We start from the raw sequence: 15,271 nt of genomic DNA, 5'->3' as shown, positions 1-15,271 counted from the left end.
GCGGGGTCGGTCAGTCTTCCATGTCCTCGTCGGGGCGGTGGCCCACGCAGGCATTTAGGCTGAGTATCTCACGGTGGCGGTGAATATGCAGCACCACGGTCGATTCCGGCTGCTTCGCCGCTATTGAACGGATCAGCATGCGCGAAGTGTCAATCGGTTCGTCATTTACGGCGGTAATGACATCACCGATATGCAGGTGCGCCTTCATGGCCGGGCCGTCACGGTCGATTCCCACGATCTGCACGCCGCCATGTCCCGGCCCGTCCGCCAGGGTCACGCCCAGCCAGCCCCGGTCGATGCGGCCCTTGCGGCGCAATTCCTCCACGATCGGGGCCACGATTTCGGACGGCAGGCCGAACCCGATCCCGACCGACCCCCCGGTTGGTGAGACGATGGCCGTGTTCACCGCCACCACCTGCCCCCCCAGGTTGAACGACGGCCCGCCGGAATTGCCGGGGTTGATGGGCGCGTCGATCTGGAAAAAGTCATCGAACGGGCCGGTGCCGATATCGCGCCCCCGCGCGGAGACGATGCCCGCCGTGACCGAGGAGCCCAGACCGAACGGGTTGCCCGCCGCCATGATCCAGTCACCGATATTGACCAGCCTGCTGTCGCCCCACGGCACGAAGGGCATGGGATGGGGCGCGTGGATCTGGATGACCGCGATATCCGTCAGGTCGTCACTGCCGACCAGCCGGGCGGGAAACTCCGTGCCATCGGCCAGCGATACGGTAATCTGGTCCGCCCCGCCCACCACATGCGCGTTGGTCACGATCACGCCGCCCGGGTCGATCAGGAAACCGGAGCCCGCGCCCAGCATTTCCTCGCCATGGGCGCGCATGCGCTCACGGAACTTATGTTCGAACGGGGTGCCCTTCACGCTGGGGGGCAGGGGCTGGTGGCCGTTCGCCTGCCGGTTGTCCTGTGAGGACTGGGAGACGGCGATATTCACCACCGCAGGCCCCACCTGCCGCACCAGCGGCGCGAAGGTCAGCGGACCGGACGAGACCACGGGCGCCACGGGGGCGGCGAAAAGCGACGGGTTGGGCGGTGGAGCGGGTATGCTCGCGTCCTGCGCCCAGGCCGTGGCGACCGCCATGGTCAGTCCAGGCATGCCCAGCAGGAGTACGGGTAACAGGCGCGAGGCCGGGCGACGCATGGCGGTCGGTATCCATGTATGGCGGCTGGGACAGGCGTTCATGGTGGCCATGTTATCTTAAAAAAGTGGCAATGCCATGTCTGCATACCATCTTGGATGTGAACGCATGGGGTTTTATGGCCCGCGTCGCTGCCGTGGGGGCGGCGGACTGGCTGTCGCCGGGTTTTCGGGCCAGTCATGCCGGGGGTAGCGCCCGCGCATGTCGCGCCGCATGTCCGCCCATGACCCGGCCCAGAACCCGGTCAGGTCGGCGGTGATCGCCTGCGGCCTGCCCGCGGGGGAAAGCAGGGCGATGCGCAGCTCCACCCGGCCATCGGCCAGCCGGGGTGTCTGGGTCACGCCGTAGAAGGTCTGGGCGCGCGCGGCCGCGACCGGAACGGGTTGCAGGTAATCCACCGCCGCCCGCCCCCCCGGCAGGTCGAGATGGGTGGGCAGCATCCGGTCCAGCCATTTCAGCGTCGCATGGTCCATGGTGGCGCGCAGCATGGCCAGCAGGTCCATTTCCGCCAGCACGGACAGCCGGTTCACCCCCGCAAGCCAGGGGGCGAGCCATGCCTGCGTGGTGTCGGCAAGTGCCGTATCGGACAGGTCGGGCAGGTCCGGGCGGTCCAGCCGGGCGCGGGCCAGTTCCACGCGCGCCTGAAGCTGGCGGCAGGCATCCCCCCAGGTGAAGGTCGCGGCAAGGTTCTGCGCCGCCTGCGCGCAGAGCAGGGCCGAGACCTCATCCGCGCTGGCGCTGACCGTGCGGTCGCGCAGCACCAGATTGCCCAGCCGCAGCCTGCGGCGCGCCAGCACGTTGCCGGTCGTGGGGTCGAGCGTGGTCTCCACCTGTTCCTTCGCGCGCGCAAGAACGCTGTCGGGCAGGGCGTCACGGTCCAGCGGGGCGGCCAGGCAGATTTCGGCGGCCTTGCGCACATGCAGGCCCGCGACAGCCAGCAGGCCGCATTTCGCCATGTCATCGGTTTTGGACAGGCGCGCGCTGCCGCCGCCCGCAAGGCGGAAGGACCCGGCCTCGCCGCGCGCCTGCGCGATCCTGTCGGGAAAGGCGGCGGCGATCAGCGCGGCGCAGTCGCCTTCGGCCATGATGTCCCGCGCCAGCCCCAGCCGCCTGCGATACTGCCGCGCCGCATGGCGGATACGCGATAACGCCGCGCGGTCGGCATCCGGGTGGTCCGCGCCCGCCAGCAGGTCAAGGCGCAGGCGGATATCCACCGGCGCGGGTGGGGGCGCGCCCCGTCCCGTCCCGACGCGGCGCGGGCGCAGGGGGTCGCGTTCCTCCAGCATGGCGGCAAGGTCGGCGGCCAGCGCGCGCTCGGGGGGCGTGCGGGCGGCCAGCATCATGGCGGCAAGGCGGGGATGCGCGCCAAGGGCCGCCATGCGCGTGCCCCCGGGGGTGATGCGGGCGTCCTCATCCAGCGCGCCAAGGGCCTGAAGCAGGCTGCGCCCGGCTTCGAACGCACCATTGGGCGGGGCGTCGGGGAAGGGGAGGTCGGCAGGTTCCGTTCCCATCGTCTCCTGCCACGCGGCGGTGTCGAGCCGCAGGCCGGTCAGTTCGGCTTCCATCATTTCCGGGCGGTCATGCGGCGGCATGGCGCGGGTGGTCATTTCCGTCCACAGGCGTATGGCGATGCCGGGGGCCACGCGGCCCGCGCGCCCGGCGCGCTGGGCCGCCGCGGCACGGGAAATGCGCACCGTTTCAAGCCGTGTCAGCCCCGTACCGGGGTCCAGTCGCGGCACGCGGCGGAACCCGCCATCGACCACGATGCGCACGCCCGGAACGGTCAGCGATGTCTCGGCAATGGAGGTGGACAGGATGACCCGCCTGCGGCCTGCCGGGTGGGGCGTCAGCGCCAGATCCTGCTCCGCCGGGGGCAGTTCGCCATAAAGCGGCAGGACATCGGCATCAATTCCCGCCAGCGCCGTCCGTGTGCGCTGGATTTCGGCCACGCCGGGCAGGAAGGCCAGGACATCGCCCGCATCCCCGCCCACGGCGGCGCGGATCGCGGCGGCCATGGCGTCGGGCAGGTCGCGGCGGTGAACGAGGTCGCGCTTCGCATGGCGGATTTCAACGGGGAACATCCGGCCCGCGCTTTCCACCAGTTCCGCCGCCATGTGGCGTGACAGCGCCGCCCCGTCCATGGTGGCGGACATGGCCACGAGCCTCAGCTCGGGCCGCAGGCTGCGTTGCAGGTCAAGGCAGAAGGCCAGCGCGGCGTCCGCATCGACGGAACGCTCATGGATTTCATCAAAAATGACGCAGGCCACCCCGTCCAGCATGGGGTCGGACAGCAGGCGGCGCACCAGCAGGCCCTCGGTAATGACCTCGATGCGGGTCCGCTCCGATGTCGCGCCATCCAGCCGGGTGCGGTAGCCCACCAGCCCGCCGGGCTGTTCGCCCACCAGTTCCGCCATGCGCTGCGCCGCCGCCCGGGTGGCCAGCCTGCGTGGCTCCAGCATCACGATCCGCCCGTCGCCCCGCCATGGGGCGTCCAGCAGCGCCAGCGGTACCAGCGTGGTCTTGCCCGCGCCCGGCGGGGCGACCAGAACGGCGTTGGATGTGCGCTCAAGCGCGGCCTGTAGCGCGGGAAGGGCAGCCGCAACCGGCAGCGCCTCCGCGCTTTGGGACAGGAGTGCGGCAAGCCGGTTTTGCAAGGTGGGATCGAAAGACATATCCTGATCTTATGGCGTCCGGCGCGGCAGGGGGGCAATCCTTGGCATGCGGCACGGGTGCGTTTTTTCCTTATCCGTCTGGTGGAGTGCTGTCCGTGCCCTTTCTGCGGCTTGTATCGATCCTGTGCCTGCTGGTGGCGGCCATGCCCGCCGCCCGCGCGGCGCAGAGCGATCCCGTCACCACCACCCGCGCCACCGCCACGCTGGTAACGGAGGATGACACCTTCATGCCCGGTCGCGCGCTGCATGTGGGGCTGCGCCTGCATCTTGCGCCCGGCTGGCACACCTACTGGCTCAATCCCGGCGATGCCGGGGCCGCCCCCACCGTGGCGGTAAACGCGCAGGGCGGGGGCAGCGGGCAGGCCAGCACGATCGAATGGCCAACCCCGCGCGTGCTGCATGATGGACCGCTCACATCCTATGCCTATACCGGCGATGTGCTGCTGCCGGTCACGCTTGTACCCGTGGCCGGGCCGCAGCCGGGGGCGATGGACCTGCATGCCGTGGCGGAGTGGCTGGTCTGTGCCGATATCTGCGTGCCCGAACAGGGCACCTTCAGCCTGACCCTGCCCCGTGGCGACCCGAAACCTTCGGCGCAGGCGGCGGATTTTGCGCAGGCGGCGGCCAGCAGGCCCGTGATCTCCCCCTTCGCCGCGCGTATCTCCCCTGCCGGGATCCTGCAGCTTTCCGGCCCGGAACTGACGCCGGGCGCGGTGCGCGATGCATGGTTCATGCCGGAGACGGCGGGCGTGATTGACCACGACGCCCCACAGGTGCTGACGGTGCGCGACGGGATCGTACAGCTTGCGCTGCGTCCCGGGCCGGAATTCCATGGCGGGGCGTCCCTGCCCGGCATTGTCGTGCTGCGTGACGCCACGGGGCGCGAGAGGGCCCTGCAGGTGCGCCCCGTGGCGGGGGACGTGCAGGTGCTGGCGCCGGATGCGGCGGCCCATGCCGCGCCTGTCGGGTGGCTGCTGCTCATGGCCTTTGCGGGGGGGCTCATCCTCAACCTCATGCCCTGTGTCTTTCCGGTTCTGGCGATGAAGGTTCTGGCGCTGGAGCGTATGGCGCGCGGCGCGCGCAAGGCGGCGCTGGCCGGGGCGGGGGCCTATGCTGGCGGTGTGATTGGCTCCTTTGTCGTGCTGGGGGGAGGCATTGCCGGCCTGCGGGTGGCGGGGCAGCAGGCGGGGTGGGGGTTCCAGTTCCAGTCCACCGGTTTTGTCATCGTCATCTGCCTGCTGCTGTTCGTCGTGGCGCTTAACCTGCTGGGCGTGTTCAGCGCGGGCCTGCGGCTCATGCGGTTTGGTAATGCCCTGCCCACGCATATGGGGGATTTCCTGACCGGCGTGCTGGCGGTCGTGCTGGCTTCACCGTGTACCGCGCCCTTCATGGGGGCGGCGGTGGCGGGTGCGCTGGCGGCATCGCCAGTGGTGGGGCTACTGGTTTTCGCGGCCCTCGGGCTGGGGCTGGCCGCGCCGTACCTGCTGCTTGCCACCATGCCGGGGCTGCTGGGCTGGTTGCCACGCCCCGGGGCATGGATGGAAACGGTACGCCATCTTCTGGCCCTGCCGGTGCTGGCGACCTGCGTGTGGCTGGCATGGGTGAGCGAACTGGAGGGGGGACCGTACGCCCTTGGCTTGCTGGGGGCCGGGCTGGTGCTGGTCGCGACTGGCTGCGTCTTCCTGCGCATGGCGGAAAACGCGGATATGCGCGGCGACCGGCCAGACCGTGCGGGTGTTTACCGCGCCGTGGCGGTTCTGGCCCTGCTGGTGGCTTTTGTGGGTGGCGGCGTGCTGCCGCCCGCCAGTCTGGCGGGGCAGGGTAGCGGCCGCGTTGCCGATGGCAGTTCGGTATTTTCCGCGACCCGGCTGGCGGAACTGCGCGCGCAGGGGCACCCGGTGTTTGTGGACATGACGGCGGCGTGGTGCATCTCATGCCTGGTCAATGAGCGGGTGGCCCTGTCCACCCAAGCCGTGCGGGAGTCATTCGCGCGGCGCGGGATCGTGTACATGACAGGGGACTGGACCCGGCGGGATGCGGGCATCACGGCTTTCCTGCACGCCCATGGGCGCGATGGCGTGCCGTTCTACGCCTATTATCCCGCGCATGGGGCGGAGGTGATCCTGCCTGAAATCCTGTCCCCCGGCATTGTCCTGCGCATGACGGGCGGGGAGTGAAAAAACGGAAGGGGGGCGGCCTGTGTGCCTCCCCTCCGTCTGGTGGTGTCAGTTTGCCGTGCCGCCCGGCAGGGTCAGGCTGCCCGGCGGGGGGGAACGAAGCTGGGGTTGCTGTTTTACGGGCCGGGCAGGCGTGGTCGCATCATCCGATGGATAGCCGGTGGGGAAGATGGCGTCAGGCCCTTCATCCCTGGGTGCCGCAGGGGCTGCGGGAGTCGCGGGCGCTGGCTGGGCCGGGGCTGTGGGCGGACTGTCCGTCGGGCCGCCGCCAATGGTCATGGACCCGCTGGTGGGCTGGCTGGCCGCCGGTGTGGTCGCCGTAACGGTGGCGGGCGCGCCAGCATCAAGCGGCTGCACGGCCACGCTGCCGGGTGGCTGCGATGTGACCAGCCAGTTGCCGAGATGGCTGCGGATCTGGTTTTCCAGTTCCTGGCTCATGTCCTGCAACATCATGTCGGTCAGGGTGTTCAGGTTTTCAGGTGTATCGCTGTTGCCGTGCCGTGTTTTCGGGTCATAGGAGCGCGTGACCTGTGCCACGGCGTAGCCTGTCATGCGGCCATCGGTGGAGGTCACGTCCAGATGCACGTTCAACTGCCCATCCAGCACGCCGCCGGGCTGATGCAGGATGGAGGCGCGGTCGATCGTGAACACGGCCTGCCCGCCGCTGCCCGCCGCGATGAGCCGGTCATGCGCCATCTGGGCCAGGGACTGGTCCGGGGGGAAGGGCGCGCGGGCCGACAGGTCGCCCGGTATGACGCCCGGCTGCCCCCGGTCCACCACGGAAATGGAGGCGACATTGAGGTTGAGCGGCGGCTGGCTGCTGAACCGGGGCGGTGCGAAACTGGTGGTCGGGCTGCTATCGGCATGGTCACAGGCCGATAGCGCCATAAGGGGCAGGCTGGCGGCCAGCACCACGCGCAGGCCGCGACGCAGCGAGGGAATGGAAAAGGGCGGACGGTTCGGTCGCATGAAAAATATATCCCGATAACAGCGGGCGCACAGGGCGCGGTCAACAGATCAGGATTATGACCGTGCCATGATCCGCACCCGGCGCAAAGGGGCAGGCCGGGCGTCAGGTGGTCTTGCCGGCGATCTCGCCACGCTGGAAATGGAAGCTGTGGTTGCAGAACGAGCAGTTCATGGTGATGGTGCCGTCCTGCGCCATGTGGTCCAGATCATCAAGCGTGAAGGTTTCCAGAATGCCCGACAGCCGCGCGCGTGAGCAGCGGCAGCCAAAGGCCAGCGCGCGCGGCTGGCCCATCATCAGCCCTTCGGCATGGAACAGGCGGTGCAGCAGCGTGGCGGAGGAAAGGCCGTCATCCAGGATTTCATGCGCGGTCAGGGTGGTGGCCAGCGTTGTCGCCGTCTCCCAGGCGTCATCACCTTCCTCGGTGCTGAGGTCGGTTTCGATCCCGCCATCGCTTGCGATCTTTTCCATCACCAGCGCGCCCGCGCGCCAGCCCAGCTCCGTCTTTTCACAGAACAGCCTGACCCAGCAGGCATGCTGCTCGCTGGTGGTGAAGTAATGCGCCGCCATGTCCGACAGGCTCTCGCCCGTGATCTCGACAATGCCCTGATGGATGTCGGTATCCGGCCCCTGGTCCACGCTGAACGCCAGGTAGCCCTTGCCCAGAAGCTGCCCCGCCGTGGGGTTGGGGCAGGTGGCCAGCAGTTCGGCCACCTGGTCATCGTCCGAGCGGGCGTGAAAGCGCAGGGCGCCGGAATCCGTGCAGTCCGCCAGCAGCAGGCTGACCGGGCCATCGCCCTTGGCCTGAAGGGAGAAGGAACCCTGGAATTTCAGTGATGAAGCCAGTGCGGCCACCAGCGCCAGCGCCTCCCCCGCCAGCCGCAGCACGACATCGGGGTTGTCATGGCGGGTCAGCAGCGTGTCGGTCAGCACGCCAGGGCGCACGAGACGGCCGCGCACGGGGCGCTGGTCCAGATAGAACGGCACGATACCCTGCGGCACCACCAGATCGGGGGTGTCGGGACGGCTGGAATCGAGAAAGGCGGGGGAAGGGATGGGGGTGGTCATGCTAAAACCCGCGTGTGGTCAGAGATTGGCGGTGATGTCCGCTTCCAGCGCGGCAAGGCGCTGGTCGAGATCCGTCAGCCGTGCGGCGGGCAGCAGGCCCGCTTCCTGTACTGCTGCGATCGCGCGCCGGCGGCAGCGGTCATGTTCCATGTCCAGATCTTCCGTGCGGCCCGCACCGGCAAGGCAGTCCAGATAGGCGTCGCGGATGGCGGCAGCCCGTCCATCCCCCGCCGGCAGGGCGGAGGCGAAGATGTCGCGCACGCTTTTTTCAGCCCAGCCGGGAATTTCCGGCGCGTCTTCGGTGGAGGAGGGCAGGGCGGGCTGTTCGGCCGGTCCGGTCATGCCGTGGGTTCCTTTCCATATTGCTGCCAGTCCTCGCCACACAGCGCCCAGACAAGGATGCCCTTTTGCGCGTGCAGGCGGTTCTCGGCCTCGTCGAACACGACGGAATGCGGGCCTTCAAACACGTCTTCCGTCACTTCTTCCCCGATATGGGCAGGCAGGCAGTGCAGGAAAAGGGCATCGGGTGCGGCATGCGCCATAAGCGCGCCATTCACGCGGTAGGGCTCGAAAGCGTTCAGCCGCTGGTCCGAAGCCTTGTCCGACATGCTGACCCATGTGTCGGTAATGACCGCGTCCGCCCCCTCTACCGCGGCGACCGGGTCGGTCGTGACCGTAATGTCCGCGCCATGTTCGCGCGCCCACGCCACGGCGGCGGCGCTGGGCGCGTGGGTGGGGGGGGTGGCCAGACGCAGGCGGAAGCCGAACAGGGCGGCGGCCTCGATGAAGGAGGTGGCGACATTGTTGCCATCCCCCACCCAGGCCAGCGTGCGCCCGGTAATGGGGCCGCGATGTTCCTCGAACGTCATGATGTCGGCCATGATCTGCACGGGGTGGGAATCCGGCGTCAGCCCGTTGATGACCGGCACGCTGCTCCAGCGCGCGAGCTGGCGCAGGTTTTCCGTCTTGCCCGTGCGCAGGACGATGGCGTCGACAAAGCGCGACAGCACGCGCGCGGTATCGGCAATGCTCTCGCCCCGGCCAATCTGCATGTCCGATGGCGCAAGCAGGATCACGTTGCCGCCAAGCTGCTGCATCCCCACCTCGAACGAGACGCGCGTGCGCGTGGAGGGCTTGGACAGCATGAGCCCCAGCGCGCGGCCACGCAGCGGCTGGGCGGGGTGCAGCGGGCGGGCGCGCTGGCGCTGCATGCGCTTGATGGCGGCCGCGACATCCAGGATGGCGCGCAGCGTGGCCCCGTCCAGTTCCCGGAGGTCGAGGAAATGGCGGGGGGAAGCCTGGGTGGGGGTGTTGAGCGCGTTCATGCCACGTTCTCCGGCTTGGCGGCGGCCAGATGGGCCTGCACGCGCCGGGCCGCCCGGTCCAGTGTGGCCAGCGCATCGGCGCAGTCGCTCTCTGTCACGGTCAGGGGGGGCAGCATGCGCAGGACATTGTCGCCCGCCGTGACGCTCAGCATCCCTTCCGCGAGGGCCGCGTCCTGCACCAGCGCCACATCGGCGCGGCATTTCAGCCCGATCAGCAGGCCAAGGCCCCGACGGCCGGAAAACACATCCGGGTACGCCGCCACCAGCCGGTCGAGCCCCGCGTCGATCTGGGCCGCGCGGGCGCGCACGCCCTCAAGGAAGCCGGGGGCGAGCAGGATATCGAGCACCGCGTTGGCGGCGGCGCAGGCCAGCGGGCTGCCGCCGAACGTGGTGCCGTGGCTGCCCGGTGTCATGTGCCGGGCGATGGTCTCGGTCGTCAGCACGGCGCCCATGGGGAAGCCACCGGCGATGCCCTTGGCGGTGGACAGGATGTCGGGCGTTATGTCCGACCATTCATAGGCGAACAGGCGGCCGCTGCGGCCCATGCCGCACTGGACCTCATCCACGCCAAGGAACAGGCCATATTCATCGCACACCGCGCGCAGGTCCTGCATGAAGCGCGGGGTGGCGACATGGATGCCGCTTTCACCCTGCACCGGCTCGACCATGATGCCCGCGGTCTCGGCCGTGATGGCGTCGCGCACCGCGTTCATGTTGTTGAGGGCGACGTGATCGAAGCCTTCCACCCGGGGGCCGAAGCCATCCAGGTATTTCGGGTTGCCCGTGGCGGACAGCGTGGCCAGCGTGCGCCCGTGGAACGCGCCGTTGAAGCAGATGATGCGGGTGCGCCCGGGGTGGCCGGACTTGGCCTGCGCGCGGCGGATCATCTTGATCATACCTTCGTTCGCTTCCGCGCCCGAATTGCAGAAAAAGGCGGTATCCGCGAAGCTGCTGGCGACCAGCCGCGCGGCCAGCCGTTCGGCCTGCGGCACGCGGTACAGGTTGGAGACATGCATGACGCGCTGCGCCTGCTGTGTGATCGCGCCGACAAGATGCGGGTTGTTATGGCCGACCGAAGACGTGGCGATGCCGGAGCCGAAATCCAGGAATCGTCGCCCGTCCACCGTATACAGCCAAGCACCTTCGCCGCGCTCGAAAGCGAGGTCGGCACGATTGTAATTCGGCATCAGGGCGGGAATCATGGAATGGCCTTGTACTTCGTTTCAAGGAAAAGGATGGCAGGCTCAGAAACGAAAACGGCCCACCGCCGGTGGGGTGGGCATATTTTCTTTCCCGAATTTTCCGGGCCATGCGCGCATGCGGTGCGTCGGGGCATCCGCCTTGCATATTTCAACCCGGAAGCAGGAGAGGATATGATCGGGGCGTGCGAAATGCAACCTTAACCCCGTATCCCCCTGCGGTTCCGCCATGGCAGCCATCCGCCAGCCAGTCAGCTATGGGCGGCGGCGGGGCGTTATGGCACAGTCCATCCGTTATGGTGGCCCGCCCGTCCCGCTCCGCTCCGCGCCCGCTTCCCCCCGCACCGGATGCCGCCGTGCTGCGCGCGGTAGCACTTGCCTATCTGGCCCGCTTTGCCGCCACGCGCGCGGCGGTCGGGCAGATGCTCCACCGCCACATCGACCGCTGGGTGCGCCGCGCGCTCGCCACCGGCATGGAGGCGGAAGCGGCGGCCCATGCCGTCGCCCCCGCCCGTGAGCTGATCCCCGCCATCGTTGCCGACATGGAAGGGCTGGGCGCGGTGGATGACGCCCGTTTTTCCCAATCCCGCGCCCGTTCCCTCGCGCGTGCCGGGCGCTCGCGCCGCATGGTCGCCGCCCATCTGGGCGCGCGTGGCGTGGATGAGGCCACCGCCGGCCACGCGATGGAGGAAGCGCTGGGCGCGCGTGAGGGGGAGGGACGGGAGACGGAACTGGCCGCCGCCCTCGTATTCGTGCGCAAGCGGCGGGCGGGACCGTTCCTGCGTCCCGACGCGGATGGGGATGAGGCGGCGCGGCGCGACCGGCGCGCGATGGAGGCCATGGCGCGGGCGGGCTTTTCACGCGACATCGCGCGGCAGGCGCTGGAAATGGACGTGGGCGAGGCGGAGGACAGGATCATGCGCATGAGATCGGCATGAAGAGGGGTGTGGCGCGGATCATGGCGGCGGCCCTGCTCGTGTCGCTGGCCGGCTGTGGCGGCGGGTGGAACGGGCGGCTGCAATGTGCGCCCTATGCGCGCGAGATGACGCATGTGCAACTGAAGGGGGATGCGGCGTCGTGGTGGGCGCAGGCGCGCGGGCGCTACCCGCGCAGCGCCGTGCCCCGGCCCGGCGCCGTGCTGGTGTTCCGCTCCACCGGCCGTCTGCCCGATGGGCATGTCTCCGTCGTGCGCGCGGTGCGTGGCCCGCGTGAGGTGCTGGTGGATCAGGCCAACTGGGTGCCGGGCCGGGTTGGCCGGGCCGAGCCGGTCATCGACGTATCGGGCCGCAACGACTGGTCGCGGGTAAAGGTATGGTGGGCCCCCATTCACGACATGGGCAAAACCGTCTATCCTGCATATGGATTTATCCTGCCGACGGGCTGATCTGGCTGCCATGGATGCTTGCATATCATGGGTGCCCCCCTCACATAGGCGGGGAAGGGCAGGTTGTCCGCCGTATGGGATGGCGGGCGCGGAAACGGCTTTTTGCGTCATGGACGCGGATTGAGGAATGCAATGGGTAGCTTGAGCTGGGGACATTGGCTGATCGTACTGGCCGTGGTGCTGGTACTGTTCGGCGGCGGCGGCAAGATCAGTTCGCTCATGGGGGACATGGCGCGCGGCATCAAGTCGTTCAAGAAGAACATGGCCGATGACACGCCCGATGAACCGGTGCCCACCGGCCATATACAGGGTCCGGCACGCGAAAAGGACGCCGCCTTTACCGAAGCGCCGCAGCGTTCCGCCAATAACGTAAAATGATATGGGCCGCATGCCACATGCATGCGGGCGGACGGCGTGATGGATGAAACAGTATTTCCCGCTGGCGCGTACTGCCACGCGGTGGACCGGATTATTGCCGCGGGCCAGCGGATGGACCGTTTTGGCTGGGTGCCCGCCACGGCGGGCAATATCAGCATCCGCCTGCCCGACGGCACGCTCGCCATCACGCGCTCGGGCGGGCACAAGGGGCTGCTGGGGAATGATGGGGTCATCCGCGTGGACGCCACGGGCGCGCCATGCACCCCCGGCGACCGCCCCAGCGCCGAGACCCTGCTGCACTGCCAGATCTATGCCCATGACGCCACGGCGGGCGCGGTGCTGCATGGCCATTCCGTCGCCTCCACCGTGCTGTCCATGACGGGCGGGGACGCGCTGGTGCTGGAGGGGTATGAAGTCCAGAAGGTCTTTGCCGGGCAGGACACGCATGCGGCGGGGGTGCATGTGCCCATATTCGACAATGACCAGGACATCGCCCGCCTTTCCCATGTGGTCGCACCGCATCTGGCGGGCATGCGCGCGGGCTACATCATTCGCGGGCATGGTGTGTATGTATGGGGCGCGGACATGGATGTGGCGCTGGCCCGGCTGGAGGGGCTCGAATTCCTGCTGGCCTGCGAACTGGAAAGAAGGAAGGCCCGATGAGCAGCCTGAGCGTTTATGCCGATGACCGGCCCGGCGTGGCCAGCCTGCACCTGACCGACCCCGCGCGCATCGCGGCCGAGCTGGCCCGGATCGGCGTGCGTTTCGAACAGTGGGACAGCCCCGTCACCCCCCCGCGTGAAGCCGCGGAAGCCGAGGTGCTGGACGCCTATCGTCCCTATCTCGACCAGTTGATGGGCGAGACGGGGGCCGGTTCGGCGGATGTGATCCGCGTCGGCCCCGATACGGCGGGCTGGGCGCAGGCACGGGGCAAATACCTGTCCGAACATGTCCATAGCGAGGACGAAGTGCGCTTTTTCGTCCATGGGCAGGGGAATTTCGTGCTGCACGCCAATGGCCATGTCTATGACGTGCGCTGCACCGCGCGCGACCTGATCTCGGTCCCCGCCGGCACGCCGCACTGGTTCGATGGGGGCGTGACGCCGGATTTCGTGACGCTGCGCATCTTCACCAACCCCGATGGCTGGATCGCGCAATATACCGGCAGCGACATCGCGGCCCGCTTCCCCGTTGAAGCCTGAGCCGCACTGAAGGAGATGAGAACGTGACCCAGGCCACGCAGCCGCCCGTGCGTGCGGTGCTGCTGGATATCGAGGGGACGACCATACCGGTTTCCTTTGTCCATGACACCCTGTTCCCCTACGCCCGCAAGGCGCTGCCCGCCCTGCTGCGCAGCCGTGCCGATGACCCGCAGGTCAAGGCGCAGATCGCGGAAATCGCCCGCCTTGCCCCCGGCGTGCCCCCCCTGCGCCAGCTTGAGGCATGGATGGACGCGGACGCCAAGGTCGCGCCGCTGAAGGCGCTGCAGGGCATGGTCTGGGCGCAGGGTTACGCCGATGGCGTGCTCAAGGCCGTGCTGTATCCCGACGTGGTGCCCGCGTTGCGGTGCTGGGCGGCGGCGGGGGTGGCGCTGGCGGTCTATTCGTCCGGTTCGGTCGCGGCGCAGAAGCTGATCTACGGCCATACGAGCGAGGGCGACCTGAGCAGCGTTTTCGTGGGTTTCTATGACCTGGCGATGGGAAGCAAGCGGGAGGCGGACAGCTACCGCCACATCGTGCATGACGCCCATTGGCAGGCGGGCGACGTGCTGTTCCTGTCCGATGTCGTGGCCGAGCTTGACGCGGCGGCCAGCGCGGGCCTGCGCACCTGCCAGATCGCCCGCCCGCAGGATGGCACGCAGCCCGGCGCCACCCACCCCGTGGCCGTCACGCTGGATGAGGTGGCCACCCGCTTCGGCCTGCCACGCCCGGAGGCGGTATGAAGGCGCATCTCCACACGGACTGGCGCGACATTCCCGACAGCGCCCGTGGCGCGGTCGCGGCGCTGGGCAATTTTGACGGGGTGCATGTGGGCCACGCCCACCTGGTGCAGGCGGCGCATGCCGCGCGCCCGGACCGGGAACTGGCGGTGGTGACGTTCGAGCCCCACCCGCGCGAACTGTTCCGCCCGCAGGATCCGGCCTTTCGCCTTACCCTGCCGCAGGAACGTTTCGCGGCGCTGTCCGCGCTGGGGGTGAAGCATGTCTTCCAGATCCCCTTCGATCGTGAATTCAGCGCCATGAGCGCGGAGAACTTCGTAACCCGCGTGCTGCATGAAAGCCTTGGCCTGCACCATGTGGCCTGCGGCATGGATTTCGCGTTCGGCCACCGCAGGCGGGGCAATGTCGATTTCCTGGCCGAACGGACCGAGGAACTGGGCATCGGCCTGACCGTGGTGCCCGCGCTGGCCGATGCGCTGGGGCCGTATTCCTCCAGCCGGATCCGCAGGCTGCTGCAGGATGGCTACCCCGAACGCGCGGCGGAGGAACTGGGTCGCCCCTGGTCGATTCGCGGCGTGGTGCAGCATGGTGACAAGCGCGGCCGCCTGCTGGGTTTCCCCACCGCCAACATAGCCCTTGGCCGCCATCTGGAGCCTGCGCGCGGGGTGTACGCGGTCAGCGTGCGCATGGCCGATGGCACGGTCTGCCCCGGTGTGGCCAATATCGGGCGCAGGCCCACCATCAATGATGGGCAGGAAAGCCGGCTGGAAGTGCATCTGCTTGGTTTTTCAGGCGATCTGTATGGCCAGACCCTGTCGGTCGCGCTGCATACCCTGCTGCGCGCCGAACGCCGCTTTGACGGGCTGGACGCGCTCAAGGATCAGATCGCGCGTGATTCCGAGCAGGCCACCGCCTATCTGGCCGCCCGCCAGTCCGGGACCATACCCACCAGAACTTGACCACGCGCCACCGTGGTCTCCATAAGGTTGCCTCGCACGCGGGCCC

At 68.6% G+C, this 15,271-nt stretch carries 15 protein-coding genes; 8 read left to right on the top strand and 7 right to left on the bottom strand.

The genetic code is table 11. The annotated features are described in order from the left end of the window. Positions 1-10 precede the first annotated feature (10 nt). Together LDL28_RS07300 and hrpB are read right to left on the bottom strand one after the other, a co-directional pair. Positions 11-1,201 carry a S1C family serine protease gene (locus LDL28_RS07300; protein WP_233057955.1) on the bottom strand — a complete coding sequence of 397 codons (1,191 nt, stop codon included), beginning with the start codon at positions 1,199-1,201 and terminating at the stop codon, positions 11-13. Between the two features lie 72 nt (positions 1,202-1,273). Then, a complete protein-coding gene (gene hrpB, locus LDL28_RS07295; RefSeq protein WP_233057954.1) occupies positions 1,274-3,829 on the bottom strand; it encodes an ATP-dependent helicase HrpB in 2,556 nt (851 codons plus the stop codon). An 89-nt stretch (positions 3,830-3,918) separates the two neighbouring features. On the opposite strand from hrpB, the gene LDL28_RS07290 reads away from it, so the two are divergent. Next, positions 3,919-6,006 (top strand): protein-disulfide reductase DsbD, encoded by a 2,088-nt coding sequence (locus LDL28_RS07290; RefSeq protein WP_233059225.1) that lies wholly within the window; start codon positions 3,919-3,921, stop codon positions 6,004-6,006. Between the two features lie 48 nt (positions 6,007-6,054). On the opposite strand, the gene LDL28_RS07285 is transcribed toward LDL28_RS07290, so the two are convergent. The 5 genes from LDL28_RS07285 to LDL28_RS07265 form a co-directional block, all read right to left on the bottom strand. Next, positions 6,055-6,975 (bottom strand): hypothetical protein, encoded by a 921-nt coding sequence (locus LDL28_RS07285; protein WP_233057953.1) that lies wholly within the window; start codon positions 6,973-6,975, stop codon positions 6,055-6,057. Positions 6,976-7,078: 103 nt separating this feature from the next. Next, complete coding sequence (locus LDL28_RS07280; protein WP_233057952.1) at positions 7,079-8,041, bottom strand: Hsp33 family molecular chaperone HslO; 963 nt, start codon at positions 8,039-8,041, stop codon at positions 7,079-7,081. Positions 8,042-8,059: 18 nt separating this feature from the next. Next, entirely contained in the window at positions 8,060-8,383 is a 324-nt protein-coding gene (locus LDL28_RS07275; RefSeq protein ID WP_233057951.1) for a hypothetical protein, read from the bottom strand. Then, on the bottom strand, positions 8,380-9,366 hold the full coding sequence (gene argF, locus LDL28_RS07270) for an ornithine carbamoyltransferase (protein ID WP_233057950.1): 987 nt from the start codon (positions 9,364-9,366) through the stop codon (positions 8,380-8,382). The genes LDL28_RS07275 and argF overlap by 4 nt, the downstream gene beginning before the upstream one ends. After that, entirely contained in the window at positions 9,363-10,568 is a 1,206-nt protein-coding gene (locus LDL28_RS07265; protein ID WP_233057949.1) for an aspartate aminotransferase family protein, read from the bottom strand. The genes argF and LDL28_RS07265 overlap by 4 nt, the downstream gene beginning before the upstream one ends. 293 nt (positions 10,569-10,861) lie before the next feature. Between LDL28_RS07265 and LDL28_RS07260 the strand changes: the two genes are divergently transcribed. From LDL28_RS07260 to LDL28_RS07230, 7 genes are all read left to right on the top strand, one after another. After that, complete coding sequence (locus tag LDL28_RS07260; RefSeq protein WP_233059224.1) at positions 10,862-11,503, top strand: regulatory protein RecX; 642 nt, start codon at positions 10,862-10,864, stop codon at positions 11,501-11,503. Then, entirely contained in the window at positions 11,500-11,949 is a 450-nt protein-coding gene (locus LDL28_RS07255; RefSeq protein ID WP_233057948.1) for a CHAP domain-containing protein, read from the top strand. Before LDL28_RS07260 ends, LDL28_RS07255 begins: the two co-directional genes overlap by 4 nt. A 132-nt stretch (positions 11,950-12,081) precedes the next feature. Next, positions 12,082-12,327: a twin-arginine translocase TatA/TatE family subunit gene (locus LDL28_RS07250; protein WP_025813518.1), complete on the top strand. Its 246-nt coding sequence runs from the start codon at positions 12,082-12,084 to the stop codon at positions 12,325-12,327. A 39-nt stretch (positions 12,328-12,366) separates the two neighbouring features. Further along, the gene (locus LDL28_RS07245; protein ID WP_233057947.1) at positions 12,367-12,990 is read left to right on the top strand and encodes a methylthioribulose 1-phosphate dehydratase; all 624 of its coding nucleotides are present in this window, start codon (positions 12,367-12,369) and stop codon (positions 12,988-12,990) included. Next, the gene (locus LDL28_RS07240; RefSeq protein ID WP_233057946.1) at positions 12,987-13,529 is read left to right on the top strand and encodes an acireductone dioxygenase; all 543 of its coding nucleotides are present in this window, start codon (positions 12,987-12,989) and stop codon (positions 13,527-13,529) included. The genes LDL28_RS07245 and LDL28_RS07240 overlap by 4 nt, the downstream gene beginning before the upstream one ends. Positions 13,530-13,552: 23 nt before the next feature. Continuing rightward, a complete protein-coding gene (gene mtnC, locus LDL28_RS07235; RefSeq protein WP_233057945.1) occupies positions 13,553-14,269 on the top strand; it encodes an acireductone synthase in 717 nt (238 codons plus the stop codon). Further along, the gene (locus LDL28_RS07230) at positions 14,266-15,225 is read left to right on the top strand and encodes a bifunctional riboflavin kinase/FAD synthetase (RefSeq protein ID WP_233057944.1); all 960 of its coding nucleotides are present in this window, start codon (positions 14,266-14,268) and stop codon (positions 15,223-15,225) included. Before mtnC ends, LDL28_RS07230 begins: the two co-directional genes overlap by 4 nt. Positions 15,226-15,271: the final 46 nt, after the last annotated feature.

Source organism: Komagataeibacter sp. FNDCR2, assembly GCF_021295395.1.
Taxonomy (GTDB): Bacteria; Pseudomonadota; Alphaproteobacteria; order Acetobacterales; family Acetobacteraceae; genus Komagataeibacter.
Note: the sequence above shows the minus strand (reverse complement) of the source record. Positions and strands in the feature narration are given on the sequence as shown.